Here is a 24138-nt window from a genome sequence, read left to right as displayed (position 1 = left end):
TGCGGCGGACCAAGGGACAAGCACTCATGAAAACCCATGCACAAGCTGTCGTGATCGGAGGGGGCCTTGCCGGCTGTTCGATCCTGTACCATCTGGCCAAACTTGGCTGGACCGACGTTGTCCTGCTGGAACGGAACGAGTTGACCTCCGGTTCGACCTGGCACGCAGCGGCGAATATTCACGGGCTGCACGATAACAACAACATCACCCGCATCCAGCACTATACGATGAATCTGTATAAACAGCTGGAACAGGAAACCGGCCAAAGCTGCGGCGTATTCCAGCCCGGCTCGCTCTATCTGGCCCAGACCGAAGAGCGTGAGCACCAGCTGCGCCTGCAAGAGGCCAAGGCCCGGTTCTATGGTCTGAACTTCTACGAAGTCAGCCGTGAAGAAGCCAAGGAACTGCATCCGCTGGCGCAGTTCGATGACATCCGCTGCATCATGTACGAACCCGATGGCGGCAATGTCGACCCGTCGGGCGTGCCGCACGCCTATGCCGCCGGGGCCCGCGCCATGGGGGCCGCCATCGAACGGTTCTGCCCGGTGACAGGAACCGAACAACAGCCCGACGGCAGCTGGATCGTGCGCACGCCCAAAGGCGATATTCACACCCAGTGGGTTGTCAACGCCGCCGGTCTCTGGGGGCGCGAGGTGGCGGCGCTGGCGGGTCTGACCCTGCCGCTGCAACCGACCGAGCATCAGTATTTCGTGACCGAAAGCATCGACGAGGTCGCCAGCCTGGTGCGCCGTCTGCCCTCGATCGCTGACCGCGACGGCGAATACTACTTCCGGCAGGAAGGCAACGGCCTGCTGATCGGGGCTTATGAGAAAGACATGAAATTCTGGGCCGAAGACGGCACGCCGCTGGATTTTGCCCATGATCTGTTCCCCGACGATCTCGACCGGATCATGGAAAACGTGATCCGCGCCACCGAACGCGTGCCGGTCGCGGCCACAGCCGGGGTGAAACGCGTGATCAACGGGCCGATGATCTGGTCGCCCGACGCCAACATGCTCTGGGGGCCGGTGCCCGAGCTGAAGAACTATTTCCTCTGCGGTGGTTTGATCCCCGGTTTCTCGCAATCCGGTGGGTTGGGTCTGCTGGCGGCGCAATGGATGATCGAGGGCGAGCCGCAATATGACATGTTCGCCTGGGATCTGGCCCGCTTTGGCGACTGGGCCGACAAGAAATTCACCAAGGCCCGCGTTCAGGATGCCTACACCCACCGCTTCAAGATCCATTTCCCTAACGAAGAACGCAGCGCAGGCCGCCCGGCCCGTGTGCGCCCCGCCTATGAGATGCAGAAGCAGATGGGCTGCGTCTTTGGCCTCAATTGCGGCTGGGAACATCCGCTCTGGTTCGCCGATGAACCCGAGGTGGAAGAGACCATTGGCTTTACCCGCCAGAACTGGTGGAAGCCCGTAGGCCGTGAGGTGCAGATGCTGCGCGACAGCGTGGGCGTGATCGACATCTCGAACTTCGCCAATTACGTGATCAAGGGCCCTGGTGCCCATGACTGGCTGGACCGTCTGGTGGCCAATCGGGTGCCTGCCGAAGTGGGGCGCAGCTGCCTGACGCCGCTGATCTCGGTTCGCGGTGGTGTGGCGGGCGATTTCACTATCACCAAGCTGGCCGAGGATGAATACATGATGGTCGGGTCCGGCATGGCCGAACGCTATCATCAGCGCTTCTTCAACATGGTCGATATGCCCAAGGGCACCACGCTTGAGGTCGCCACCGACCGCATCGCAGGGTTCAACATCGCAGGCCCCAGGTCACGCGAAGCGTTGGCACGCCTGACCAATGCCGATCTGTCGAACGAGGCGTTCCGCTTCATGCGGTCGCAGAAAATCACGGTCGCTGGCGTCGAATGCGTGGCCATCCGGGTCAGCTTTACCGGCGATCTGGGCTGGGAACTGCACTGCGCCGAGGGGGATCAGGTGGCGCTCTACACCGCCCTGCTTGAGGCCGCCAAAGACTGTGGTGGCGGTCCGGTGGGCGGGCGCGCGCTGGGGGCGCTGCGGATCGAAAAGGGCTATGGCTCGTGGGGTCGAGAGTATTCTCAGGAATACTGGCCGCAAGAGGTCGGGCTGGCGGGTCTGATCAAGCTGGACAAGGATTTCCTGCACAAAGACGCCTATCTGTCCGTCAAGGACAACCCCGCGCGCGAGGTGCTGTCCGTCTTCGAACTGGATGTGACCGAAGATGCCGACGCAACCGGGGGTGAGCCGATCTTTACCCCCGATGGCACGCCCGTGGGTCGTGTCACCTCGGGGGCATACGGCTATTCGGTCGGGAAATCGCTGGCGCTGGGGTTCCGCAACCCAAACACGGCACAGCCGGGCGAAGAGGTGGTCATTCAGGTCATCGGCAAACCGCACAAGGCGCGCCTACTGGCCGAGGCACCGTTTGACCCGACAGGCGCCAGACTGCGGTGTTAACGCTCAAAACCCGTCTACAGGCAGGCAAGGCCAATAAGACGCTCCAAAAGATGTCTCGTCTCGGCACTTCAGGCGACTTCATCTTTTTCCAAATACTCCCGCCGGAGGCGTCCGAACTCACTCACCTGCGCATTGCGGGCGCCATTGCTGCGCCACCGGGTCACAAATGCGCAGGCAGTCCACCGCGCGTGCAGCGACCTGGGACACGATATCCATCAGGGTGTCAGGCTTCAGATAAAACGCAGGAACCGGGGGCAGGATGATGGCCCCCATTTCTGCCGCCGCCGTCATGTTGCGCAAATGGGCCAGCGTCAGCGGCGCTTCGCGTGTCAGTAAAACCAACGGCCTGCGTTCCTTGAGCTGAACACTGGCGGCGCGCGTCAGCAGGTTATCGTCCAGCCCATGCGCAATCGCGGCAAGTGTTCGCATGGAACAGGGCGCAACGATCATGCCGGATACCGGAACCGATCCGGACGCAATGCTGGCACCGATATCGGCGCTCGGGTGATGCCGCGTCACCAGTTGCCGCAGGTTTTGCAAAGCGTCCGGGCCGCATTCCTGCGCAAGGGTCCGCATCCCGGCTGCGCTGACCACAAGATCGGCCTCGATATCCGATGACGCCAGGCACCGGGCCACGGCAAGGCTCAACGCCGCGCCTGACGCACCGGATACCCCCAAAACAACACGGGCGTTTGTCATGCTCTCAGCTCCGGCATCAATCGGTTTACAAGGTCTTCCGCAAAGGCGTGATCTCCATCCGCAGTGTGCATCACAGTCCCCCATTCCCGCAGCGTTTCACTGCCCAGTTTCGTCGTGGCGTCGATGCCGATTTTTCCGGCCAGACCGGGTTCGGGTGATGCAAAATCCAGATAATCCATAGGTGTCCTGTCCAGCACCATCACGTCCCGGCCCGGGTCCATGCGAGTGGCAAGCGCCCAAGCAATATCCTCCCAGTTTCGGGGATCGATATCGGCATCGACCGCGATGATCATTTTCGTATAGCTGAATTGCGGCAGCATTCCCCACAGGGCCATCATCACGCGCCGGGCCTGCCCCGGATACCGTTTGTCGATGGCAACGATTGCCATGCGATAGGAACAGGCGGCGGGCGGTAGCCAAAGATCGTGGATTTCGGGGATCTGCGCGCGGATGGTCGGCAGGGCCAGACGGTTGAATACCTCGCCAATGATTGACGGCTCGTCCGGTGGCCGCCCGGTATAGGTCGAAAGATACAGCGGCGCGTCCCGATGGGTGACAGCGCTGACCTGCATCACCGGAAAGGGTTCAGCCGGGTTGTAATAGCCGGTGTGATCCCCAAAAGGCCCCTCGGGGGCGGTCTCGCTTGGTGAAACCCAACCTTCCAGAACAATCTCAGCGTCAGCAGGGACCAACATGGGGATAGTTCTGGCCGGGATCAGATGTGGGCGCTTCTGGTTCAGGGCACCGGCAAATGTCAGCTCGGATACCGTTTCTGGCAAGGGCAAGGCCGCCGATAACAAAGTCGCGGGGTTTGCGCCCAGCACAATGGCGACGGGCATCTTTTCGGCGCACCTCGCCCAGCTTCTGTGATGCGCCGCGCCGCCGCGATGAGGCAGCCAGCGCATGATGACACGATTCCGGTCCAGCACCTGAACACGGTAAACCCCCGCGTTATAGCCTTGCGCCGCGTTTGCATCGCTGCCGTAGGGCCGGGTAAGAACCACGGGCCACGTGATCAGCGGCCCCGCATCGCCGGGCCAGTGGGTCTGGATTGGCAGCGCGGTCAGGTCCACATCCGCTCCGCTGTGGCAGAGGCTTTGCACCGGGGCGGTTCTGACCAGTTTCGGTCGGGTCGACAGGGCCGCCTTCAGCATCGGCCATCTGGCCAGCGCGTCCCGCACTCCGTCCGGCGGCGTCGGGGCTCGCAGCGCCGCCAGAAAGGCCCCCAGATCGTCCAGCCCGGCGGGTGTGACACCCAGCCCGGCAGCGACCCGTTCCGCTGTTCCGAACAGGTTGACGACGACGGGGGTATCGAGCCGATCAGTGGGCAGGTCAGTCGGGTGGTCAAATTGCAGAACCGGTCCGCCCGCCTCAAGCACGGCGCGGTGAACAGCGGTCATCTGATGGCGTACGGAAACCGGATCAGGGATGCGCCTGAACTGTCCGGTGTCCTCGCACCATTTCAGAAAATGCCGAAGGCTGGGATATTGCGGCAGGGTGCGAATGGGGTTGCTCCGACGGTGGTGTCCACCCTCTAGCAACGAAAGCGAGGGGTCGAATTGACAACCGTCAAGTCACCCCTGCCGCGATCGTCCTAGGAAGGCATCCAAGGTCACAACGTTGAGACAGCAGGAGGTCTCATTGCCCGTTCCTGAGAACACGATACCGCGCTGCCCGGCGGCTTTGGCGGCCACGCTTCGGATAGCGCCGCTTGCCCCCTTATCACTGTCGCTGACGGTCTTCACGCGCCAGTTGGCAAAGAAAAACCCGGAAATGTTTCAACGGCTTGGCGCATACGGAAGATCAGTTTTCGTTCTTGATCCGACGGATTTGCCTGTTGTCCTGCTGCTGAATCCGAATGGCGGTGCCCCAAAGGTGACACTGACCCGGCGCGGCGGGACAGGGGTTGCGCGTATTTCCGGCCCTCTGGCGGCCCTTCTTGGGCTGGTTCACGGCGCGTTTGACGGCGATGCGCTGTTCTTCTCACGTGATCTGGTGGTCGAGGGCGATACGGCTGCGGCGCTGGCGCTACGCAATGCAATCGACGACGCGGAACTGGACCTCGCGCACGAGGCCGCAACCCTCTCCGGCCCGCTTGCGCGCCCGCTCAAGCAGCTCATCGCGTTGGTGGAACGTCGAACCGGCCTGTACCTGGCCCGACCGGAAGACGCTGTACTATGGTGATGGAAATCGTCTGCCCGGCAGGAACGCCCGCCGCCTTGCGCGCAGCCGTCAAGGCCGGGGCGCATACAGTCTATTGCGGCTTCAATGACGAAACCAACGCGCGCAACTTTCCGGGCCTGAACTTCGACCGGGCCGAAATGCGCGCGGGTGTTGCCTTTGCCCATGACCACGGGGCCAGGGTGCTGGTTGCGATCAACACGTTTCCCCTCGCGGGCAGCGAAGCAATCTGGCACCGCGCCGTGGCCGATGCGGAAACCTGCGGCGCGGATGCCGTGATCCTCGCCGATATAGGGTTGCTGGATTATGCCGCGCGCAACCATCCGGGGCTGCGCAGGCACCTGTCCGTGCAGGCCGCAGCCGCAAACGCCGATGTGATCAACTTCTATGCCGAAACCTTCGGCGTCAAACGCGTAGTCCTGCCGCGCGTGCTGTCGGTTCCCGAAATCGCCGCCATCAACGCCGAAACAGAAGTCGAGACCGAGGTTTTTGTGTTCGGCGGGCTCTGTGTGATGGCCGAAGGCCGCTGTTCGCTGTCCTCTTATGCCACCGGGCTGTCTCCGAACATGAATGGCGTCTGTTCGCCCGCCAGCCATGTTGAATACCAGAACGACAAGGGCGCGTTGAACACCCGTCTGGGTGGCTACCTGATCCACCGGGTCGAGCGAAACCAGCCTGCACCCTATCCGACATTGTGCAAAGGGTGCTTTTCCGCAGGTGAAAAGACGGGCCACCTGTTCGAAGACCCCGTCAGCCTGAACGCGGAACGGCTGATCCCGCAATTGCAGAAGGCCGGTGTTACCGCGCTGAAGATCGAAGGGCGCCAGCGTTCGAAATCCTACGTCGCGCAGGTGGTTCGGAATTTCCGCGCCGCTGTCGACGCGCTTGAGGCCGGGCGCCCTCTGCCCGAAGGGATGCTGGCCCGTTTGTCCGAAGGGCAGTCCATGACAACCGGCGCCTACAAAAAAACCTGGAGATAGCGCGATGGAACTGACCGTTGGCCCCAACCAGTTTTTCTGGCCCGCCGAAAACTGGGCATCCTTTTATGAGGATCTGGCCCAAACCCCCGTCGACCGCATCGTGCTGGGTGAGCTGGTTTGCTCCAAGCGCCTGCCGTTCTATCAGGACCGGATCCCCGACGCGATTGCCCGGCTGGTTGAGGCTGGCAAACAGGTTGCGCTGACCAGTCTTGCACTGGTGACGCTCAGGCGTGAACGCAAGCTGACCGCCGATCTGGCGGATCTGGGGGTCACGGTCGAGATCAACGACCTGACCGCGCTGGCGCATCTGCCCGAAAACACCGATTTCGATGTCGGACCGCTGATCAATGTCTATAACGAAGGCACATTTGCATGGCTGGCGTCACGCGGGGCGCGTCGCATATGCCTGCCGCCGGAACTGCCAATCGCCTCGGTCAGGGTTCTGGCACAGGCCGCCGCCAGTTTGGGTGTCGCGGTCGAGGTTTGGGGCCACGGTCGCCTGCCGCTGGCCATCTCCGGCCGGTGTTACCATGCGCGCCTGCATGGGCGCAGCAAGGATAATTGCCAGTTTGCCTGCGAAAACGATCCCAACGGGCTGGATGTGCTGACCGGCGATGGACAGCCGTTCATGGCCATGAACGGTGTGCAGACCCTGTCAGACAGCTATGCCTGCACGGATCACCAGATCGAGTTGCTGCAAAGCGCGGGCGTCTCGGCCCTGCGACTGTCGCCGCAATCTCAGGGGTTCCCAAGGCTTTGCGCGCTCTACCGTCAGCGGCTGGATGGTCAACTTGACCGGGGCGATCTGGAACATGCCCTGCGCACGGACGATCCCGGTATAAGGCTAAGCGATGGGTTCCTGACCGGCGCATCCGGTGCTGAATGGTCGGGTTCGGCACGCGTGTCCACCGAAGCGGCACGCTGATCATTCTGGAAAAGTCCGGCATCCGTGGGCGAATGTTTGAGGTGACCAGAGGAAGCGATCCGAAACATCCACGGATCGTCCTGCGCAGTCAGGTGGTCACTGGCAGACGTTGCCGCACCAGTTCGGCCCACAGGTTTGCCCCCAATGGCAGCAGCGCGTCGTTGAAATCATAATCGTCCGCGTGCAGGGGGCGGCCATTCGACCCCTCGGTTCCATTGCCGATCAGCAGAAAACACCCCGGAACCGCAGCCGCAAATTCCGCGAAATCCTCGGAAAACGACATGGCAGTCCGGTCGCCGTCAACCTCAAGGCCCAGCGTTTTTGCTGCTGAAACCACATGGGTTGCGGCGTCGGCATCGTTGATTGCCTCGATGAATTCGGTCCGGATTTCCACCGTCACCGCGACACCATGGCTTTCCGCCAGGCCCGCCGCGATCTGCCGCATATGGTTTTCAATCCGCGCGCGGTCATCGGGGGACATCGCCCGTGCGTCCCCTTTCAACACTGTTCGACCCGGCAGGACGTTGCGCTGCCCATCGGTGATGAACTCGGTCACGGAAACGACCGCGCCAGACAATGGGGCAAGCTTTCGCGAAACGATGGTTTGCAAGGCCAGAACAAGCTCTGCTGCGGGCGTGATTGTCTCGCGCCCGACATGGGGCATCGAGGCATGGCCGCCCTGACCGGTGATGGTGATCTCGAATAGGCTTTCGCTGCAACAAATGACACCGGCGCGGGTTGAAACCCGCCCGACGGGTTCGCCCGGCAGATTGTGCGCGCCATAGATTTCGTCAATCGGAAAATCCCGCAGGACGCCTTCCTCAATCATCGCCCGCGCGCCCAGCCCGTGCTCCTCGTTGGGCTGGAACAGGAAGACAACGGTGCCGTCAAAGCCCTGATCCCTGGCCAAAAGCTCGGCCGCGCCCAGCAGCATCGTCGTATGGCCGTCATGGCCGCAGGCATGCATCACGCCCGGGTTCCGAGACTTGTAGGCAAAGCTGTTGGCTTCGGTAATGGGCAGCGCGTCGAAATCCGCGCGCAGACCGATGGACCGGTTGCCATGGCCCGCTCGTAGAACACCAACAACGCCGACACCCTCATGCACTTCGATGCCAAGGCTTCTCAGGTGATCGGCGATCCGGGCCTTGGTCCAGTCCTCCTGAAAGCCAAGCTCGGGGTTGCGGTGAAACTCATGCCGCAGGGCGCGCAGGTTCTCAGAAAAACTCGTCAAGGCAACTCTCCTTCGTCCTGCTTTCTTTCGTCATTGCTACAGGGTTTTGCAATCCCGCTCAAAGATAGGTTCCGATTGATGCACGTTGCCCCCGGATGAGAGCCCTGAACAATTTCGATCCCGCGAGGGGAACACCAGCCCACGCATCACAAGACGGCAGGTCTGTAAACCATTCTGCGCCTACATCCCGTTGCGGGGGATGACAAAAGACTGTTCTTCCTCAAAGATCAGGTCGTCACCCGACCACGCCTTTAGGCGAGCGGTCAGGTGAAATTCGGTCGCAGTCGCCCTTTGTTCGGAACAGGTCCAGATCTTGGCGGACCACCCCTCGCGGTCGAAACCGGCGGTTTGCTCCATTGTGGCTACTGCCGACAACGGATCATCCGGCTGGATGGTATAGCGTCGATCCGACATATCGCTCAGCACCGTGCCGATATCGTCGAGGCGAATATCGCCCACCGGCCCAAAGACACCCCCGTCAAGGAAATACCTGTGTGTCACCTCGCCATTGGTCAGATCGGTGTGGACCGAACGCTCCATCGAACCGGAGCGAACGTTCGTCTTCCGCGGGGCGACGTCGGGACCCCGAGGTTCGGGCAAGGGGCGTGGGGCTGGCGCGTCATCATGCTGGCTGCGCACGGGCAGGATCAGCCGCGATGTGCCGGGTTGGATCGTCAGCGTAACCGGCTCGGGCGCTGGCCACAGGACCGGCCAATAGGCGGACGCGATTTGCAGAACGATGCGATGACCCGCCAACACCCGATAACCGGTTCCATAAAGCGGGACAGTCACGTGCATGTCTTCGCCGGGTGTGATCGGTGTCGGTTCAGTGTCGCTGATCCGGTGGGTCAGATTGCAGAACCCGCGTGCAATCAATGTCTGCGCGCCATCCGGGGCCTCATCCACCAGCAAGGCCGCAACAAAACCCTGCGCCCGATCGGCAGAAACTGTCAGGTCTACCGAGGGCTGGCCCAGAATATCGATCGGCTCTCCAAGTGGCTCTGCTTTGAATTGCAGCGCCCCTGCGGCTTCGATCCGGCAATCTGCCGCCATATCTCCGGGTATTGCAAAGGAACACATGTCGCCCGCTGCGGCCCCGAAATTCTGCGGCGAACAAACCGACATCTCCCCGCCCGACCCGGCGGAGGCGTCCAGCGTTCCGTCATTCAGCCACAAGGGCTGGTCCTTGACATGTGGCGATGGCCAACTGGGCTCCTGGATCCACCGCCCCTCGCGGTGCACATGAGTTCCGGACGGGGCGGCACTGTCCTGCAGGAAAAACCGCAAGGGCGGCTCGTCCATCAGGCCGGTGTCGATCCCCTTCAGCCAATGGTCCCAGAACCGGATCACCTCGCCGACGAAATCGACCCGGGGCCTTGGCACCCCTTCTTGCGGGTACAGATGCGCCCAGGGGCCCATCAGGATCTTGACCGGCCCACTCAGGTGTTCCGCGATGCGGAACGGAGTGTCGCGATACAGGTCCATCCATCCGCCAAAGGAATACACCGGTACATCGACATCCGCATAGTTTTCGCAGATCGAGCCGCGCCGCCACATGTCATCATGGGTCTGATGTTCCAGCCACATGGCGGGCCAGAATTCAGCCCCCTCCAACCGTGCACGCCACATGTCGATCCAGCGATCCGCGCCCACGATCTCAGGGTCGGGCGGCATGGCATTGTACAGCTGCATGATCGAGCCCCACCAGAAATTGTCATTGGCCAGACAGCCGCCGTAAAAGTGAATATCCTCGCGCCAGCGGTCATCCGTTCCCATCACCGGCACAATCGCCTTCAGCGCAGGCGGGCGGGTAGCGGCCACCTGAAAGGCGTTATATGCCCCCCAGCTTTTGCCAAACATTCCGACATTTCCGTCGCACCAGTCCTGATCGGCAATCCACTGGATGATGTCGTGCCCGTCCTGAATCTCCTGATGCGAATACTCATCCTCGGGGATCCCGTCGCTGTCGCCATAGCCGCGGATGTCCACCCGGATCGACGCATAGCCTGCAGCGGCGAAATGCGGATGCATGCTTTCATCCCGCATCCGGGTGCGATCCCGGCGGCGATAGGGGATGTATTCCAAAACACAGGGAACGGGCGTTGCTCGGGCCGAGCCGGGCAGCCAAAGCCGTGCCGCAAGTTTTGCGCCGTCCGGCATGGGAATCCAAACGGTTTCGATGACCTCTGTGTTGCTCATGTCCGGTCCTTTGACTGACTGTCAGGTGAAAAGCTGTTTGTGGCGTGCTTGGCCGGGGGGTTTTTCAATGGCCTCACCATCGAAGCCCCAAGCGCAGCGCATCATAAATGGCGGCATGCGTGTTGCGTGATGAAATGGCATCGCCGATCCGGTACAGATCAAACCCCGCCTCTGGGACCGATTGCGGAAACACGGGGCCGGACCCGCCGACCAGCGCTTCATAATCCACGGCGCCCAAGTTTCGCGACAGCGGTTTCAGATCGAAGTACAGATCATCCAGCGGCAAAACACCCTGATTGACAACCACCTGATCATACAGGCGCTTTTCTATCAGGTCCGAGTAATCCGTACCAATGGCTGCCTCCAGCTGATTGCCTGATCGCACCAATGATTTCAGCGTCCGGGCGACTGTGAACTCGGCACCGGTCTTTTGCAGGGCGCGCATGTAGGGCACCAGGTTCATCCCCATGATTTCGGGGGCAAAACTGCGGTCTCGGGTCATGATTTCTACCCGCCCCCCCGCTTGCGCGATAGCCTCAGCCGCCATCAGGGCCGGGTGATCCCCTGCATCGTCATAGATAAGGACATTGTCGCCGGGGCGCACATCACCGGTCAGGATATCCCAGGCAGTAACCGCCAGATCGTTACCCGCCTCCAGAACCGTCACCTCGGGCAATCCGCCGGTTGCGATCACCACCATGTCCGGCGCAAGCGCAGTTACAGCATCGGCGTCCGCAAAGGTGTTGAAACAAAATGTCACGTCGCGTGCGGCGCATTGGGCCATGCGCCAGTCGATGATCCCGATCATCTCGGCCCGGCGCGGGGACTGCGCGGTCAGCCGCACCTGACCGCCGGGTGCGGGGGCGGCCTCAATAACGGTGACGTCATGCCCGCGCTCGGCCGCGACCCGCGCCGCCTCAAGCCCGCCGGGGCCTGCGCCCACAATCACCGCGCGGCGGCGCGTTTCAGCGGCGGGGATCAGATGCGGCATCGACAATTCGCGCCCGGTGGCCGGGTTGTGGACACACAGCGCCTCACCCGCCTGATAAATGCGGTCAAGACAGTAAGTGGCACCGACACAGGGCCGGATGTCCTCTTCCCGTCCAGCCCGGATTTTGGCAACGATCATCGGATCTGCCATATGCGCGCGGGTCATGCCGACCATGTCCAGCAGGCCCGAGGCCACCGCATGCCGCGCCGTCGCCACATCGGGAATGCGCGCGGCGTGAAAGGTCGGCATCCCAACCTCGGCCCGAACCCGCCCGGCAAAATCCAGATGGGGTGCGCTTTTCATGCCCTGAACCGGGATCACGTCCGTCATGGCCGGGTCGGTATGAATACGCCCGCGAATGATGTTCAGGAAATCGACCTGACCGCTGTCGCGCAGCCTTCGGGCAATCTCCAGCCCTTCCGCTTCGGTTATGCCGCCCTTTTCCACCTCATCGGCGGTGTAACGGACCCCTATGATGAAATCGCTCCCGACGCGGTCGCGGATTGCGTCCAGAACCATGAAACCAAAGCGCATCCGGTTGTCCAGATTGCCTCCAAAGGGCGCCTCCATCCGATTGGTCATCGGCGACCAGAACTGATCGATCAGATGACCGTAGGCCTGCAATTCAATTCCATCCAGCCCGGCGGCCTGCATCCGTTCGGCGGCATCGGCGTAATCGGTCACGATCCGCGCGATGTCGAAATCTTCCATCTTCTTGGCAAAGGCCCGGTGCGCTGGTTCCCGGTCGTGCGACGGCGACAGGGACGGCAGCCAGTCACCCTTGTTCCAGCCCGTGCGCCGCCCCAAATGGGTCAGCTGGATCATCACCGCACAGCCATGGGCATGGCAGGCATCCGTCAGCTCCGCCATCCAGCGGACCACCTCGTCCTTGTATGCCAGGATATTGTTGAACGCAGGCGGGCTGTCGCGGCTGACAACGGCCGACCCCGCCGTCATGGTCATCGCAACCCCCGCTTTGGCCCGCACCTCGTGATAGGCACGATAGCGTTCCGTCGGCATCCCACCTTCGGGATAGGCGGGTTCATGACTGGTTGTCATGATCCGGTTTTTCAGCGTCAGGTGTTTTAGCTGATAAGGTTGCAGCAAGGCATCGCGGCTCATGATTGCGCCTCGTGATCAGTTTGATTGCGCAAGGCGGCAACAGGGTCGGATGACATGCAGCTCTCCGGTTATCTGGGGGCAAGAGGTGATGGTCTTCGCCGATTGAAATCAAACTGGAATTGCCAAGTCAAATTTGTTTTCAATCAGACGTTTTCGACCAATTTTCACCGTGCCTTTCGCCCTAGTGGACACGACAAGCGCGGCCGTGCGCCCCCGGCTGGCGCATGTCTTCGGTTAATAAACGGGGTGCCCTCGCGCAAACAGGCGACGAGGCCGGGCTCAGGGCACTTCGGAATGGACGCTCAGCAGGGTTTCCAGAAACAGTTTGGCCGCGCGTGTCGGATCCGGCTGTTTCCGCGTCACCGCCGCAAAGCGCGTTCTGTATTTGATTTCCTGCGGCATCACCTGCCTCATAAGCCCCTTATCAACAAATTCCTGCGCCAGATGGTCCGGAAGAAAGCCCAGATAGCTGCCCGACAGAATAAGTATTGCAAGGGCTTGTTCGTTCTGCACTTTGGCGGCGCGCCGAAACCCCAGTTGCTGGCCGTAGATCAGGTTGGGCGAGTTCACGTTCAGACCCGCATAGTTGAACGCCTGAATGTCCCGCAAGCTCAGCGTGTCAGCGGACTGGCTGAACAACGGATTGGCCTGCCCGCAATACAGAAACATGTTTTCCCCATAAAGCGGCGCATAATGCAGGCTTGCCGAGGGGCGGTGCAGGGCGATGATCCCGACATCCAGCTGCCCGCTGATAACCATGGTCTCAATGACGTTAGGCGGTTCAATCGACAACTCGATCTGGATGGCAGGGGCGGCTTCGTTGAAGCTGTGAATGGCGCGCGCAAGGCGCGCTTCGGGGTTCGTGGTACACTGATCGAACAGCGCCACGCGGATACTTCCTGCCAGTTGCTGCTTGATCTCGTTGACTTCTGTTCTGAACTGAGAAACCGAAATCAGCAGGTCTTCAGTCGCGGCCAGCACTTTCTCGCCGTCTTCAGTCAGGGAAAAACCCGCCGGGCCACGGTTGCACAGCTTCAGATCCAGCCGAAGCTCCAGATCCGATATGTGTTTCGAGATTGTTGATTTCCCGATGTTGAGCTCATTTTCCGCCGCTGAAAACCCGCCGCTTTCCGCAACGGTTTTGAAAACCCGAAGAAGGCGGATGTCCGTATCCCCAATGCGGGTGGCCAGTGGGTTCTGCCTCATATTAAAAGTTCGACATTTGTGAAACCTTTCGCGCAAATATTAACAACGACGAAACCATGTTGGCAAGATAGCCTCTTGTGGCCGAGGCAGAATCGGACTGGCCACCTTCTCCCCAGGCCATCGCGCACCTCGAAACACGACAAATGGGAGGACATCCATGTCATTTATCAAAAAGCTTGGCACCATCAGCGCCGCCGTTTCCGTTGCTGCACTGATGGTTGCGGGCACGGCTGATGCGAAGAACTTCAAGATCGCGGTGGGCGATAGCGCAGGAAGCGCACAGGAAGCTCTGGGCATCGCCTTCGTCAAGGCGCTGGAAGAGAAATCGGGCGGTGCACATACCGCAACGCTGTTCCTGAACGGTCAGCTGGGGTCCGAACAGGACACCGTGAACGAGGCGGCGATCGGAACGCTGGATATGTCTCTGCTGGCGATCAACAACATCACGCCGTTCTCGCCTTCGGTCGGTGTTTTCACGCTGCCTTACGTTATCCTCAGCCTGGAAGATGCCGAAAAGCTGACCCAGGGCCCAATCGGTCAGGAACTGGTCGAAAACACCATCCGTGATGCCGGCGTGCGCATCATCGGCTGGACCTATACCGGTTTCCGCCGCCTGACCAACTCGAAAAAACCGGTCAAATCGGTTGCTGACCTTCAGGATCTGGTCATCCGCGTTCCTAAGAACGAGATCATGATCGAAACCTACAAGGCATGGGGCATCAACCCGACGCCTATGGCATGGTCGGAAACCTTCACCGGTCTGCAAACCAAGGTGGTCGACGGGCAGGACAACCCTTACCTGACCATCAACGCGATGAAGTTCTACGAGGTTCAGGACCATGTCACCAACCTGCGCTACATCTTCTCGATTGAACCGCTGATCGTTTCAGAAGCGGTCTTCCAGGACCTGTCCGCAGAAGATCAGGCAATCCTCCTTGAAGCAGGACAGGAAGCCACCCTGGCATCCGCTCAGTTCCTGCGGGATTCCGAAGCCGCCATCAAGGAAGAGCTGACCGCCAAAGGCATGGAGATCATCGATCCCGAAAACGACGAAGCCGAGTTCATCGAACTGGCGACCGGTGCCGTATGGCCCCAGTTCTACGACTCCATCGGTGGCGTCGAAAAACTGAACACCGTTCTTGAAGCCATCGGCCGCGAGCCGGTGCAGCCATAATCGCCGCAGAGCGATACCGGGAAGAGCGCCACGGCGCTCTTCTCATCTCAGGGAGGAGTGAAACCACATGTTCTGGAAATTTCTGGACAACATAGAAAGTGTCATCTGCCGGATACTCTTATCCGGCTTTGTCTGCCTTTTGTTCGTGCAGATCATCGCGCGCGAAGTCTTCGGCTTTTCGGTCAGCTGGATCGAAGAACTCTCGGTCTACATGTTCGTATGGTTCGTCTATTTCGGTGCAAGTTACGCCGCCCTGAAAGGGGCGCATAACCGCGTGACGTTCCAGTTCAAATTCCTGCCTGACGGGTCGATCAAATATGTCGAAGCCTTTGCCGATCTCTTCTGGCTCTTCTTCAATGTCTACTTCCTCTATCTGGCGACAGACTTTGTTTTCAACAAGATGAACAAGTTCTGGAAATCCCAGACACTGGGCATCGAGATGAAGTATATCTACATGGTGCTGCCCATCGCTTTTGCGCTGATGACCTTCCGCATCATTCAGGTGAATTACCGCCGCCTTGTCAAAGGCGAGGACATTCACGATCCCGACCAGATCGATCTGGACGAGATCAAGGCCGCTGCCGAAGCGGCCAAAGACCACTGAGACCGGGAGGGGTAACCATGGAATCCGAAATCGTCACGGTCCTGTTTGGATCATTTCTGTTCTTGCTGCTCATTGGCGCGCCGATCACGGTGGCGCTGGGTGTCGCATCGCTGATCTCGTTTCTCTATCTGGGCGACAACCCGATCAAATTCGTGCAGATCGCCTTTACATCCGTGGGCTCGTTCCCGCTGATGGCGCTGCCAGCCTTTATCCTTGCCGGGGCCCTGATGGAGGCCGCCGGTATCTCAAAACGCCTGATCAACGTTGCCGAAAGTCTGGCCGGTCCTTTTACCGGTGGTATTTCGGCCGCAACGGTCATGGCCTGCCTGTTCTTTGGTGCCATCTCGGGCTCGGGCCCGGCAACAACCGCGGCTGTTGGGATGCTGATGATCCCGGCGATGATCGACCGCGGCTATGAGCGCGGCTATGCCTCGGCGATCACTGCGTCCTCTGGCGGCCTCGGGATTATCATTCCTCCCTCCATCCCGATGGTGATCTTCGGCATTGCCGCGCTCGGTATGGCCCCGCCGCCCGAAGCGGTCGAAAAATTCGGCACCTTCCAGTCGGTTTCGATTTCGAAACTGTTCATTGCCGGGTTCGTACCCGCCTTCCTGATCGCCACAAGCCTGCTGATCCTGAACTATTTCATGTCGAAAAAGCGCGGCTACAAAGGCGTCGCCGAGGGCTGGTCGATCCGCAATGTCGGGTGCGAGATGTATCGCGGGTTCTGGTCGCTGATGGCTCCGCTGGTGATCCTGGGCGGTATCTATACCGGCTTCTTCACCCCGACCGAGGCTGCAATCGTCGCGATCTTCTACACCCTGTTCGTGGGTGTTGTCATCTATCGCGAACTGACCTGGCAGTCGCTGTTCCAGTCGCTTGAAGCCACCACATGGCTAACCGGCCGCGTTCTGCTGATCCTGTTCACAGCAACGGTGTTTGGTCGTCTGCTGGTGGAAAACCAGATCCCGGCAATCATCGCAGAAGGGATGCTCAGCTTTACCGACAACCTCTATGTGATCTGGGCGCTGATCATCTTCTTCCTGCTGTTCGTCGGCATGTTCATGGAAACACTGGCCACCATCCTGATCCTGGTTCCGGTGATGCTGCCGGTGGCCTATTCGGTGGGTATCGACCCGATCCATTTTGGCGTGGTGATGGTCTGTACGCTGGGCATCGGGTTCCAGACGCCACCATTGGGCGAGAACCTGTTCATCGCATCCGGTATCTCGAACATCTCGATCGAACAGATCTCGCTTCGCGCGCTGCCTTTTGCGGCGGCCAACACGGTGGCGATCTTCATCATCGCCTTCTTCCCTGAACTGTCGCTGTGGCTCCCACGGCTGTTTGGCTACTGATCTGAAAGGATGACGACATGAAACAGATGGTCACCAACATCCTGTTTGCCACCGACCTGTCCGAAAACTCGGGTCACGCCATGCGCCATGCCGCAAGCATCGCGCAGGCCACCGGGGCGGAAATTCACGTGCTGCATGTGAACGAACCCCTGTCGGAAGACGCCAAGATCACGATGGAAATATTCATCATGAACGAAGAGACCCGCAAGACCGCGATTGAGCGTCGTCACGAGATGGTGCGCAAGGTTCTGGCCGAACGGCAAGCCAAATTCTGGGCGCAGTTCGACGGCGACGACGGGAAAATTCGCGATCAGGTCACCTCGGTCGAGGTGACTGACGGCCATCCCGCCGAAGTGATCCTGCGCCGCTCGGTCGAACTGGGTTGCGACCTGATCGTATTGGGCGCGCATGACCACGGCTTTTCGCACACCTTCCTGGGCACGGTCGCAAAACGCGTTTTGCGGCGCTCGAGGATCCCGACACTGATCGTTCCGAACCCGGACGAAATGTAACAACCCCACTGACAAGGAAGTACAAAATGAACAAAACCCTGACCGCGCAGGACCTGGCGGATACGTTTGACGCGTTTAACCGCCACGACATCGACGGGGTGATGACCCACTTCGCCGACGACTGCGTGTTCTACACCGTGGCCGGCGACGAGAAATACGGCAACAAGGTTGAAGGTGCCGAAGCCATCGCCGCTGCGTTTTCGGGCGTCTGGGCAGGCATGAAAGACGCCCATTGGGATCATCACAGCCACTTTGTCCACGGTGATCGTGCCGTATCCGAGTGGACCTTCTCGGGAACCGACGCAAACGGAATGCGGATCGAAGCCGAAGGTGCGGATCTGTTCACCGTTCGTGACGGTAAAATCATTGTAAAACAGGCGCTTCGCAAAGCTCGCCCGATGTTCAAAGCCTGATCCGCCGCCCTGCGCGCAGCCTCGGAGAAAAACAAGAATGGTGGATAACAGCATCCCGCGTCACTGGCCCAAGGCCAGTTATGACCCCAAATATGACCCGATCATTGATGCGGGTCCGGGTCACAATCGCGACCACGCGCCCACGTATTGGATTGGAACGGCCGGAACACCTCCGGCCGATGATGGACCTGTGTCCAGCGATATGGATGCAGATGTGGTGGTGATCGGATCGGGGTATACCGGCCTGTCCACCGCCATCCATCTTGCCAAGGAACACGGCATTCAAGCCGTTGTTTTAGAAGCAAATACCGTCTCATGGGGCTGCTCCACCCGCAATGGCGGGCAGGCCCAGATCTCATCCGGGCGGCTCAAGCGTTCGCAATGGATCGAACGGTGGGGAACGGACGTGGCCAAGCGCATGCATGCCGAGGTCACAGAAGCGTTTCAGCTGTTCAACGATCTGATTGCGTCGGATGATATCGATTGCGACCCGCAGCCAGGCGGCCACTACTACATCGCGCATCGCGACAAGGTCATGCCGTCCCTCAAGAAAGAGAGCAAGCTGCTCAACGATGTGTTCGGCTACGGCTCGCGCATCCTCTCTCGGGAAGAGCTGCATGAAAAGCACGTGCGCGATATGGAGGCCGCAGGTGCCATGTGGGAACCTGACGGGACCTGCATCCATGCGGGTAAACTGGCGTTCGGCTACGTCAACATGGCGCGTCGTCTGGGGGTGAAAATTCACACCGGCAGCCCGGTCATGGGATGGCAGACGAAGAACGGCGTGCATCACCTGCGCACACCGGGCGGCATCGTCCGCGCCAAAACGGTGGCCTTGGCAACCGCGGGCTATACCCCGCCGGGTCTGAACACGCGCACAAAGCACCGCCTGATGCCTATCCTGTCCAACTCGATGGTGACACGGCCCCTAACCCAGGCCGAACTGGATGAGTGTGGCATTCAGACCAAATCGCCCCTGACGGACACGCGCACCCTGCGCCATTATTATCGTTTATTGCCTGACAACCGGATGCAGATCGGCAGCCGCAGCGCGGTAACAGGACGAGACGCCGAGAACGAAAAACACCTGGAGCTTCTGAAAAAGGGCCTCGCCCGAAAGTTCCCGGCGCTGACGGATATCAACCTCGATTACTCCTGGTGGGGCTGGGTCGATGTCAGCCACGATATGATGCCGCGTATCTTCCAGCCGGACCCGCAACAGCGCGTGTTCTACGCGATGGGATATGGTGGCAACGGCGTGATGTACTCGGCTCAGGCCGGGCGTCGTATGGCACAGCTGATCGCGGGCAAGAAAGACAAGGCCTTTGCCCTGCCGATCTTCACGTCCCCGCTGCCGAGTCACGGCATCCTGACACCCTTCCGCCGTCTGGGTCAGCGCATAGCCTATGTCGGCTATTACCTCAGAGACGAAATACTGTAATTTACCAACGCTTTAGCGTTCTGAAGATAAGGAAACACCCCTATGAAGATGACGACGGAAGAGGCCTTTGTTAAGGTTTTGCAGATGCATGGAATTGAGCATGCGTTTGGGATCATTGGCTCGGCGATGATGCCGATTTCGGACCTGTTTCCGAAGGCTGGGATCATGTTCTGGGACTGTGCGCATGAGGGCAGCGCGGGGATGATGGCGGATGGCTACACCCGTGCCACCGGCAAGATGTCGATGATGATTGCGCAGAACGGCCCGGGCATCACCAACTTTGTGACCGCCGTCAAGACTGCCTACTGGAACCACACGCCGCTTCTGCTGGTGACCCCGCAGGCGGCCAACAAGACCATCGGTCAGGGGGGCTTCCAGGAAGTCGAGCAGATGAAGCTGTTCGAGGATATGGTTGCCTATCAGGAAGAGGTCCGCGACCCGACCCGCGTCTGCGAGGTTCTGAACCGTGTGATCATGCAGGCCAAGCGCGCCAGCGCCCCGGCGCAGCTGAACATCCCGCGCGACATGTGGACCCAGGTTGTCGATATCGACCTGCCCGCCATTGTCGAGTTCGAGCGCCCCTCGGGCGGCGAAACCGCCGTGGCCCAGGCGGCCGAGCTGCTGTCGAACGCCAGGAACCCTGTCATTCTGAACGGCGCCGGTGTGGTTCTGGCCGAAGGCGGCATCGAGGCGTCGAAAGCGCTGGCCGAGCGTCTGGATGCGCCGGTCTGCGTCGGCTACCAGCACAATGACGCCTTCCCGGGCAGCCACCCGCTGTTTGCCGGTCCGCTGGGCTATAACGGTTCGAAAGCGGGGATGGAGCTGATCAGCGAGGCGGATGTTGTCCTGTGCCTCGGCACCCGTCTGAACCCGTTCTCGACCCTGCCGGGCTATGGCATCAACTACTGGCCCGCGGATGCCAAGATCATCCAGGTTGACATCAACCCCGACCGTATCGGCCTGACCAAAGCTGTCAGCGTCGGTATCATCGGCGACGCCGCCAAGGTGGCAAAGGGCATTCTGGCCCAGCTGAGCGACACAGCCGGTGACGAAGGCCGCAAGGAGCGCAAAGAGCGCATCGCGCAGAAGAAATCGGCCTGGGCGCAGGAACTGACCTCGATGACCCACGAGGATGACGATCCGGGCACCACCTGGAACCAGCGTGCCCGCGCGGCCAAGCCCGACTGGATGAGCCCGCGCATGGCGTGGCGCGCCATTCAGGCGGCACTGCCGAAAGAGGCGATCATCAGCTCGGACATCGGCAACAACTGCGCCATCGGCAACGCCTATCCGTCGTTTGAAGAGGGGCGCAAATACCTGGCGCCGGGCCTGTTCGGCCCCTGCGGCTATGGCCTGCCCGCCGTCGTCGGTGCCAAGATCGGCTGCCCGGATGTTCCGGTTGTGGGCTTTGCCGGTGACGGTGCCTTTGGCATCGCGGTGAACGAGTTGACCGCGATCGGCCGCGAGGAATGGCCCGCCGTGACCCAGATCGTGTTCCGCAACTACCAGTGGGGCGCGGAAAGCGCAACTCGACCCTGTGGTTCGACGACAACTTCGTGGGCACCGAGCTGGACACCAAGGTGTCTTATGCCGGTATCGCGCAGGCCTGTGGCCTGAAAGGCGTTGTCGCGCGCACCCAGGACGAGCTGACCGCGGCGCTGAACCAGGCAATCGAGGACCAGAAGAACGGCATCACCACGCTGATCGAGGCCCTGATCAACCAGGAGCTTGGCGAGCCTTTCCGCCGCGACGCGATGAAAAAACCCGTCGCAGTCGCCGGCATCAGCGCCGATGACATGAAAGCGCAGGGCGCTTAACCCCAGGACGAGGCCGGAGCACATGACCCTGACACCCGTCGAGCTGTTGCGGCAAAACGCTCCGGCCACCCGTCCCATAATCGCCCTCAGCGAAGGCAACGACCCCCGCATCACCAAAGGGGCCCTCAACGCGCAGACGGGAGGGTCGTGCTGCTTTGAAACACACGCTCAGCAGGAAGGTATGATGTCATGACACCCCAGGTCCTCAATCTCTTCGGTGCGCCCGCAACAAGCAGCGAACGGCGCCTGGCCGATCTTCCGGACCGCGTTGTCGAAGGCGATCCGCATCACCAGATCGGGGTGCATTTTACCAGTCCGGACGGCAAGTTGTCTGCGGGCACATGGACCTCGACGCCCGGAAAATGGCATGCGTTCACGGACAAGGACGAATATTGCTATATTGTCAAAGGCCATTGCGCTTTGATCCACGAAGACGGCAACCGTCAGGATTTTCGCGACGGGGCGAGTTTTCTGATCCCGAATGGGTTTCGCGGCTATTGGGAAGTCATTGAGGAAACGACGAAGCACTTTGTGATCCGGGATTGCACCTAAGACCCACTAGGTGATCTGAAGCGCAGAAGCCGTTACGCGGGAAGGTGGTTCTTGCGGTAAAGGCGTCGCATGATCATGGGCGTCAGGTACATCGGGATCTGATACGCGCCGATGAATGCCATGATCGGGGCGGTGACATCAGGTGGCAGGGCAACAAAGAAAATGGCGATGTTCCGGTTTCCCGCGATGATCGATATCGCGGTAGATTTGTCTGCGGGGAGCCGGTTTCGGCTCAGGTGAAATGCAACGGCTTGTGCCCCGAAATTGGCCAGACAGGCGAGCGCGATCCAGAAGGTTGCAATGGCGGGATTGTTCAGGGCCGTGGCGCTGACCGATGGCATCAGCCCGATGACAAAGACGGCCAGGGTGAGCGTTCCCAACCCTTCGAGGTTCAGCAGCGTTGCGGGTGAAGGTGCGCGCAGAACTGTGCGCCGTATGACGATGGCGGTACCGGTTGCAGTTACGATGGTCAGCAGCAAGTGCAACCCGGCCCGCACGACAGATTGAATATCCCCCAGTTCAGGCATGAGCAGAAATACCGGCAACGCGGTCAGCGGCAACAGCGCCGTACCCACAACCATCAGCCGCATCGCGTGTTCAGGCGGATGGCCCATCATCAGGCACATATTGGGACTGCCTGAAATGGACGGGGCCGCCGCCATGATCAGCAGGGACAAAAGGACAGGCGTTCCAGTCCATCCGCCCGCGAACCCGATGGCCAGCACGATCAGTGGCATAACGAATTGAAACCCGATGACCGTGAATGCGACCTTTTGCAGATCGCTCAGCGACCCGAGAATGGTTTCAGGGTTCATCCTGAGGACCGTGACGAACAGCAACAACACGACCAGTGGCGGCAGCAGGTTTCGCATCGGCTCGGCCAGAGACGGCAGCAGAAGGCCAGCCGCCAGCCCGGCGATCAGTACATGAGGGCCATGACGCGCCGCCAGATGTAACGGGTTCAAGGCTGTTCTACCCACCCGGGCCTTGGCGCAGATTTTCCGGCAGCCAGGTCGCCAGATCCGGGAACCAGATGAGGATGAAAACCATCAATACCATGATCAGGAACATCGGGATCGCTGCACGCGCGATGTAGCTCATCTCGTGGTTTGTCATGCCCTGCATCACGAACAGGTTGAACCCGATCGGCGGCGTGATCTGTGCCATCTCGACAACAACCACGATGAAGATGCCGAACCAGATCAGGTCGATCCCGGCGTCACGGATCATCGGTTCAACCACGGCCATCGTCAACACGACCGAGGATATCCCGTCCAGAAAGCATCCCAGAATGATGTAGAATACCAGCAAGACCATCAGCAGCTCGAACCGTGTCAGGTCCCATCCGGCGATCAGGTCGGCCAGTCCGCGCGGCAGGCCGGTGAACCCCATCGACAGCGACAGAAAGGCCGCCCCCGCAAGAATCAGGGCGATCATCGCACTGGTGCGCGTGGCCCCCATCAGGCTTTCGGTAAACGTCTTCCAGGTCAGCGACCCTTGACCGGCGGCCAGCAAAAGCCCGCCAATCACGCCGAAAGCGGCGGCTTCGGTCGCGGTAGCATAGCCCAGATACATCGATCCGATGACAACGGTGATCAGCAGGATCACAGGCAGCAGAAAGCGTGAGTTTTTGACTTTCTCAGAAAAGCTCAGCTTGCTTTCGTCGTTCGGGTTCCAGTCCTTACCCAGCTTGGAATACAGCGCGACATATCCCATGAACATTGCCGCAAGAACAAGGCCGGGGAGGATACCGGCGAAGAACAGCTTGGTGATCGATTCATTGATCGTCACCCCGTATACGATCAGAGTCAGAGAGGGTGGGATCATCAGCCCCAATGTTGCGGCACCGGTCAATGTTCCTATGATCATCCGCTCGGGGTAATTGCGCTTGCGCAACTCGGGGATCGACATTTTTCCGACGGTCGTCAGGGTTGCCGCCGACGACCCCGAGACAGCGGCAAAGACAGTACATCCAACGATATTCGTATGCACCAGACCACCGGGCAGGGGGGCCATCCAGGGCGACAACCCCTTGAACATGTCCTCGGACAATCGCGTTCGGTACAGGATCTCGCCCATCCAGATGAACATCGGCAGGGCGGTCAGGGTCCACGAGGACGATGCCGACCAGATGGTCGTTATCATGACATCGCCCACGGGGCGTGTCGTGAACAGCTCCATCCCGACCCAGGCGACACCCATCAGGGCCAGTCCGACCCACACACCGGTGCCCAACAAGGTAAAAAGCACAAAGAGGAAGAGGATGATAACAGCCAGGTTTTCCATGCG

At 60.3% G+C, this 24138-nt stretch carries 20 protein-coding genes and 1 pseudogene; 13 read left to right on the top strand and 8 right to left on the bottom strand.

What is annotated here, in order from left to right:
- The first annotated feature begins 26 nt into the window (after positions 1 to 26).
- Positions 27 to 2444 (top strand): GcvT family protein, encoded by a 2418-nt coding sequence (locus ACR3FC_RS18245; protein ID WP_480477521.1) that lies wholly within the window; start codon positions 27 to 29, stop codon positions 2442 to 2444.
- 117 nt (positions 2445 to 2561) lie between these two features.
- Here ACR3FC_RS18245 and ACR3FC_RS18240 read toward each other — a convergent pair whose 3' ends face one another.
- Positions 2562 to 3143 (bottom strand): UbiX family flavin prenyltransferase, encoded by a 582-nt coding sequence (locus ACR3FC_RS18240; protein WP_480477519.1) that lies wholly within the window; start codon positions 3141 to 3143, stop codon positions 2562 to 2564.
- Positions 3140 to 4648, bottom strand: coding sequence for a UbiD family decarboxylase (locus ACR3FC_RS18235; RefSeq protein ID WP_480478199.1), 1509 nt, complete (start codon positions 4646 to 4648; stop codon positions 3140 to 3142). The genes ACR3FC_RS18240 and ACR3FC_RS18235 overlap by 4 nt, the downstream gene beginning before the upstream one ends.
- Positions 4649 to 4784: 136 nt before the next feature.
- Between ACR3FC_RS18235 and ubiT the strand changes: the two genes are divergently transcribed.
- Genes ubiT through ubiV form a run of 3 tightly spaced genes read left to right on the top strand, consistent with a single transcriptional unit; the run spans position 4785 to position 7229 of the window.
- Positions 4785 to 5327, top strand: a complete 543-nt coding sequence (gene ubiT, locus ACR3FC_RS18230) for a ubiquinone anaerobic biosynthesis accessory factor UbiT (RefSeq protein ID WP_480477517.1) — start codon at positions 4785 to 4787, stop codon at positions 5325 to 5327.
- Positions 5327 to 6304, top strand: coding sequence for a ubiquinone anaerobic biosynthesis protein UbiU (gene ubiU / locus ACR3FC_RS18225; protein ID WP_480478197.1), 978 nt, complete (start codon positions 5327 to 5329; stop codon positions 6302 to 6304). Before ubiT ends, ubiU begins: the two co-directional genes overlap by 1 nt.
- A gap of 4 nt (positions 6305 to 6308) precedes the next feature.
- Positions 6309 to 7229 (top strand): ubiquinone anaerobic biosynthesis protein UbiV, encoded by a 921-nt coding sequence (ubiV, locus tag ACR3FC_RS18220; RefSeq protein ID WP_480477515.1) that lies wholly within the window; start codon positions 6309 to 6311, stop codon positions 7227 to 7229.
- Between the two features lie 88 nt (positions 7230 to 7317).
- Here the strand turns inward: ubiV and ACR3FC_RS18215 are convergent, their stop codons facing one another.
- From ACR3FC_RS18215 to ACR3FC_RS18200, 4 genes are all read right to left on the bottom strand, one after another.
- The gene (locus ACR3FC_RS18215; protein WP_480477513.1) at positions 7318 to 8460 is read right to left on the bottom strand and encodes an amidohydrolase; all 1143 of its coding nucleotides are present in this window, start codon (positions 8458 to 8460) and stop codon (positions 7318 to 7320) included.
- Positions 8461 to 8640: 180 nt separating this feature from the next.
- Positions 8641 to 10659, bottom strand: coding sequence for a CocE/NonD family hydrolase (locus ACR3FC_RS18210; protein ID WP_480477511.1), 2019 nt, complete (start codon positions 10657 to 10659; stop codon positions 8641 to 8643).
- A 73-nt stretch (positions 10660 to 10732) separates the two neighbouring features.
- Positions 10733 to 12772, bottom strand: a complete 2040-nt coding sequence (locus ACR3FC_RS18205; protein ID WP_480477509.1) for an oxidoreductase — start codon at positions 12770 to 12772, stop codon at positions 10733 to 10735.
- 279 nt (positions 12773 to 13051) lie between these two features.
- Positions 13052 to 13978, bottom strand: coding sequence for a LysR family transcriptional regulator (locus tag ACR3FC_RS18200; RefSeq protein ID WP_480477507.1), 927 nt, complete (start codon positions 13976 to 13978; stop codon positions 13052 to 13054).
- A gap of 157 nt (positions 13979 to 14135) precedes the next feature.
- On the opposite strand from ACR3FC_RS18200, the gene ACR3FC_RS18195 reads away from it, so the two are divergent.
- The 9 genes and pseudogenes from ACR3FC_RS18195 (at position 14136) to ACR3FC_RS18155 (ending at position 21849) form a co-directional block, all read left to right on the top strand.
- Positions 14136 to 15152: a TRAP transporter substrate-binding protein gene (locus ACR3FC_RS18195; RefSeq protein ID WP_480477505.1), complete on the top strand. Its 1017-nt coding sequence runs from the start codon at positions 14136 to 14138 to the stop codon at positions 15150 to 15152.
- Positions 15153 to 15219: 67 nt separating this feature from the next.
- Complete coding sequence (locus ACR3FC_RS18190; protein WP_480477503.1) at positions 15220 to 15756, top strand: TRAP transporter small permease; 537 nt, start codon at positions 15220 to 15222, stop codon at positions 15754 to 15756.
- A 17-nt stretch (positions 15757 to 15773) separates the two neighbouring features.
- Positions 15774 to 17114 (top strand): TRAP transporter large permease, encoded by a 1341-nt coding sequence (locus tag ACR3FC_RS18185; RefSeq protein WP_480477501.1) that lies wholly within the window; start codon positions 15774 to 15776, stop codon positions 17112 to 17114.
- 17 nt (positions 17115 to 17131) lie between these two features.
- Positions 17132 to 17626, top strand: a complete 495-nt coding sequence (locus tag ACR3FC_RS18180) for a universal stress protein (protein WP_209507926.1) — start codon at positions 17132 to 17134, stop codon at positions 17624 to 17626.
- Positions 17627 to 17652: 26 nt separating this feature from the next.
- Positions 17653 to 18039, top strand: a complete 387-nt coding sequence (locus ACR3FC_RS18175) for a nuclear transport factor 2 family protein (protein ID WP_480477499.1) — start codon at positions 17653 to 17655, stop codon at positions 18037 to 18039.
- 37 nt (positions 18040 to 18076) lie between these two features.
- On the top strand, positions 18077 to 19480 hold the full coding sequence (locus ACR3FC_RS18170) for an NAD(P)/FAD-dependent oxidoreductase (protein WP_267366012.1): 1404 nt from the start codon (positions 18077 to 18079) through the stop codon (positions 19478 to 19480).
- Positions 19481 to 19522: 42 nt separating this feature from the next.
- A pseudogene (gene xsc, locus ACR3FC_RS18165) lies at positions 19523 to 21297 on the top strand (sulfoacetaldehyde acetyltransferase).
- A gap of 22 nt (positions 21298 to 21319) precedes the next feature.
- Positions 21320 to 21490 (top strand): hypothetical protein, encoded by a 171-nt coding sequence (locus ACR3FC_RS18160; RefSeq protein WP_480477497.1) that lies wholly within the window; start codon positions 21320 to 21322, stop codon positions 21488 to 21490.
- The gene (locus ACR3FC_RS18155; protein WP_480477495.1) at positions 21487 to 21849 is read left to right on the top strand and encodes a cupin domain-containing protein; all 363 of its coding nucleotides are present in this window, start codon (positions 21487 to 21489) and stop codon (positions 21847 to 21849) included. Before ACR3FC_RS18160 ends, ACR3FC_RS18155 begins: the two co-directional genes overlap by 4 nt.
- A gap of 32 nt (positions 21850 to 21881) precedes the next feature.
- On the opposite strand, the gene ACR3FC_RS18150 is transcribed toward ACR3FC_RS18155, so the two are convergent.
- Together ACR3FC_RS18150 and ACR3FC_RS18145 are read right to left on the bottom strand one after the other, a co-directional pair.
- On the bottom strand, positions 21882 to 22814 hold the full coding sequence (locus tag ACR3FC_RS18150; protein ID WP_480477493.1) for a hypothetical protein: 933 nt from the start codon (positions 22812 to 22814) through the stop codon (positions 21882 to 21884).
- Between the two features lie 7 nt (positions 22815 to 22821).
- Positions 22822 to 24135 (bottom strand): TRAP transporter large permease, encoded by a 1314-nt coding sequence (locus ACR3FC_RS18145; RefSeq protein ID WP_480477491.1) that lies wholly within the window; start codon positions 24133 to 24135, stop codon positions 22822 to 22824.
- Positions 24136 to 24138: the final 3 nt, after the last annotated feature.

Source organism: Ruegeria sp. AF3 (assembly GCF_056536285.1).
This window is presented reverse-complemented; position numbering and strand designations above follow the sequence as displayed.

Coding starts and splice junctions, on each gene's coding strand:
- ACR3FC_RS18175 (WP_480477499.1), top strand. CDS start 17,653: ATGAACAAAACCCTGACCGCGCAGGACCTGGCGGATACGTTTGACGCG.
- ACR3FC_RS18195 (WP_480477505.1), top strand. CDS start 14,136: ATGTCATTTATCAAAAAGCTTGGCACCATCAGCGCCGCCGTTTCCGTT.
- ACR3FC_RS18190 (WP_480477503.1), top strand. CDS start 15,220: ATGTTCTGGAAATTTCTGGACAACATAGAAAGTGTCATCTGCCGGATA.
- ubiU (WP_480478197.1), top strand. CDS start 5,327: ATGGAAATCGTCTGCCCGGCAGGAACGCCCGCCGCCTTGCGCGCAGCC.
- ACR3FC_RS18245 (WP_480477521.1), top strand. CDS start 27: ATGAAAACCCATGCACAAGCTGTCGTGATCGGAGGGGGCCTTGCCGGC.
- ACR3FC_RS18200 (WP_480477507.1), bottom strand. CDS start 13,978: ATGAGGCAGAACCCACTGGCCACCCGCATTGGGGATACGGACATCCGC.
- ACR3FC_RS18240 (WP_480477519.1), bottom strand. CDS start 3,143: ATGACAAACGCCCGTGTTGTTTTGGGGGTATCCGGTGCGTCAGGCGCG.
- ACR3FC_RS18205 (WP_480477509.1), bottom strand. CDS start 12,772: ATGAGCCGCGATGCCTTGCTGCAACCTTATCAGCTAAAACACCTGACG.
- ACR3FC_RS18170 (WP_267366012.1), top strand. CDS start 18,077: ATGGTGGATAACAGCATCCCGCGTCACTGGCCCAAGGCCAGTTATGAC.
- ACR3FC_RS18145 (WP_480477491.1), bottom strand. CDS start 24,135: ATGGAAAACCTGGCTGTTATCATCCTCTTCCTCTTTGTGCTTTTTACC.
- ACR3FC_RS18155 (WP_480477495.1), top strand. CDS start 21,487: ATGACACCCCAGGTCCTCAATCTCTTCGGTGCGCCCGCAACAAGCAGC.
- ACR3FC_RS18210 (WP_480477511.1), bottom strand. CDS start 10,659: ATGAGCAACACAGAGGTCATCGAAACCGTTTGGATTCCCATGCCGGAC.
- ACR3FC_RS18185 (WP_480477501.1), top strand. CDS start 15,774: ATGGAATCCGAAATCGTCACGGTCCTGTTTGGATCATTTCTGTTCTTG.
- ACR3FC_RS18160 (WP_480477497.1), top strand. CDS start 21,320: ATGACCCTGACACCCGTCGAGCTGTTGCGGCAAAACGCTCCGGCCACC.
- ubiV (WP_480477515.1), top strand. CDS start 6,309: ATGGAACTGACCGTTGGCCCCAACCAGTTTTTCTGGCCCGCCGAAAAC.
- ACR3FC_RS18180 (WP_209507926.1), top strand. CDS start 17,132: ATGAAACAGATGGTCACCAACATCCTGTTTGCCACCGACCTGTCCGAA.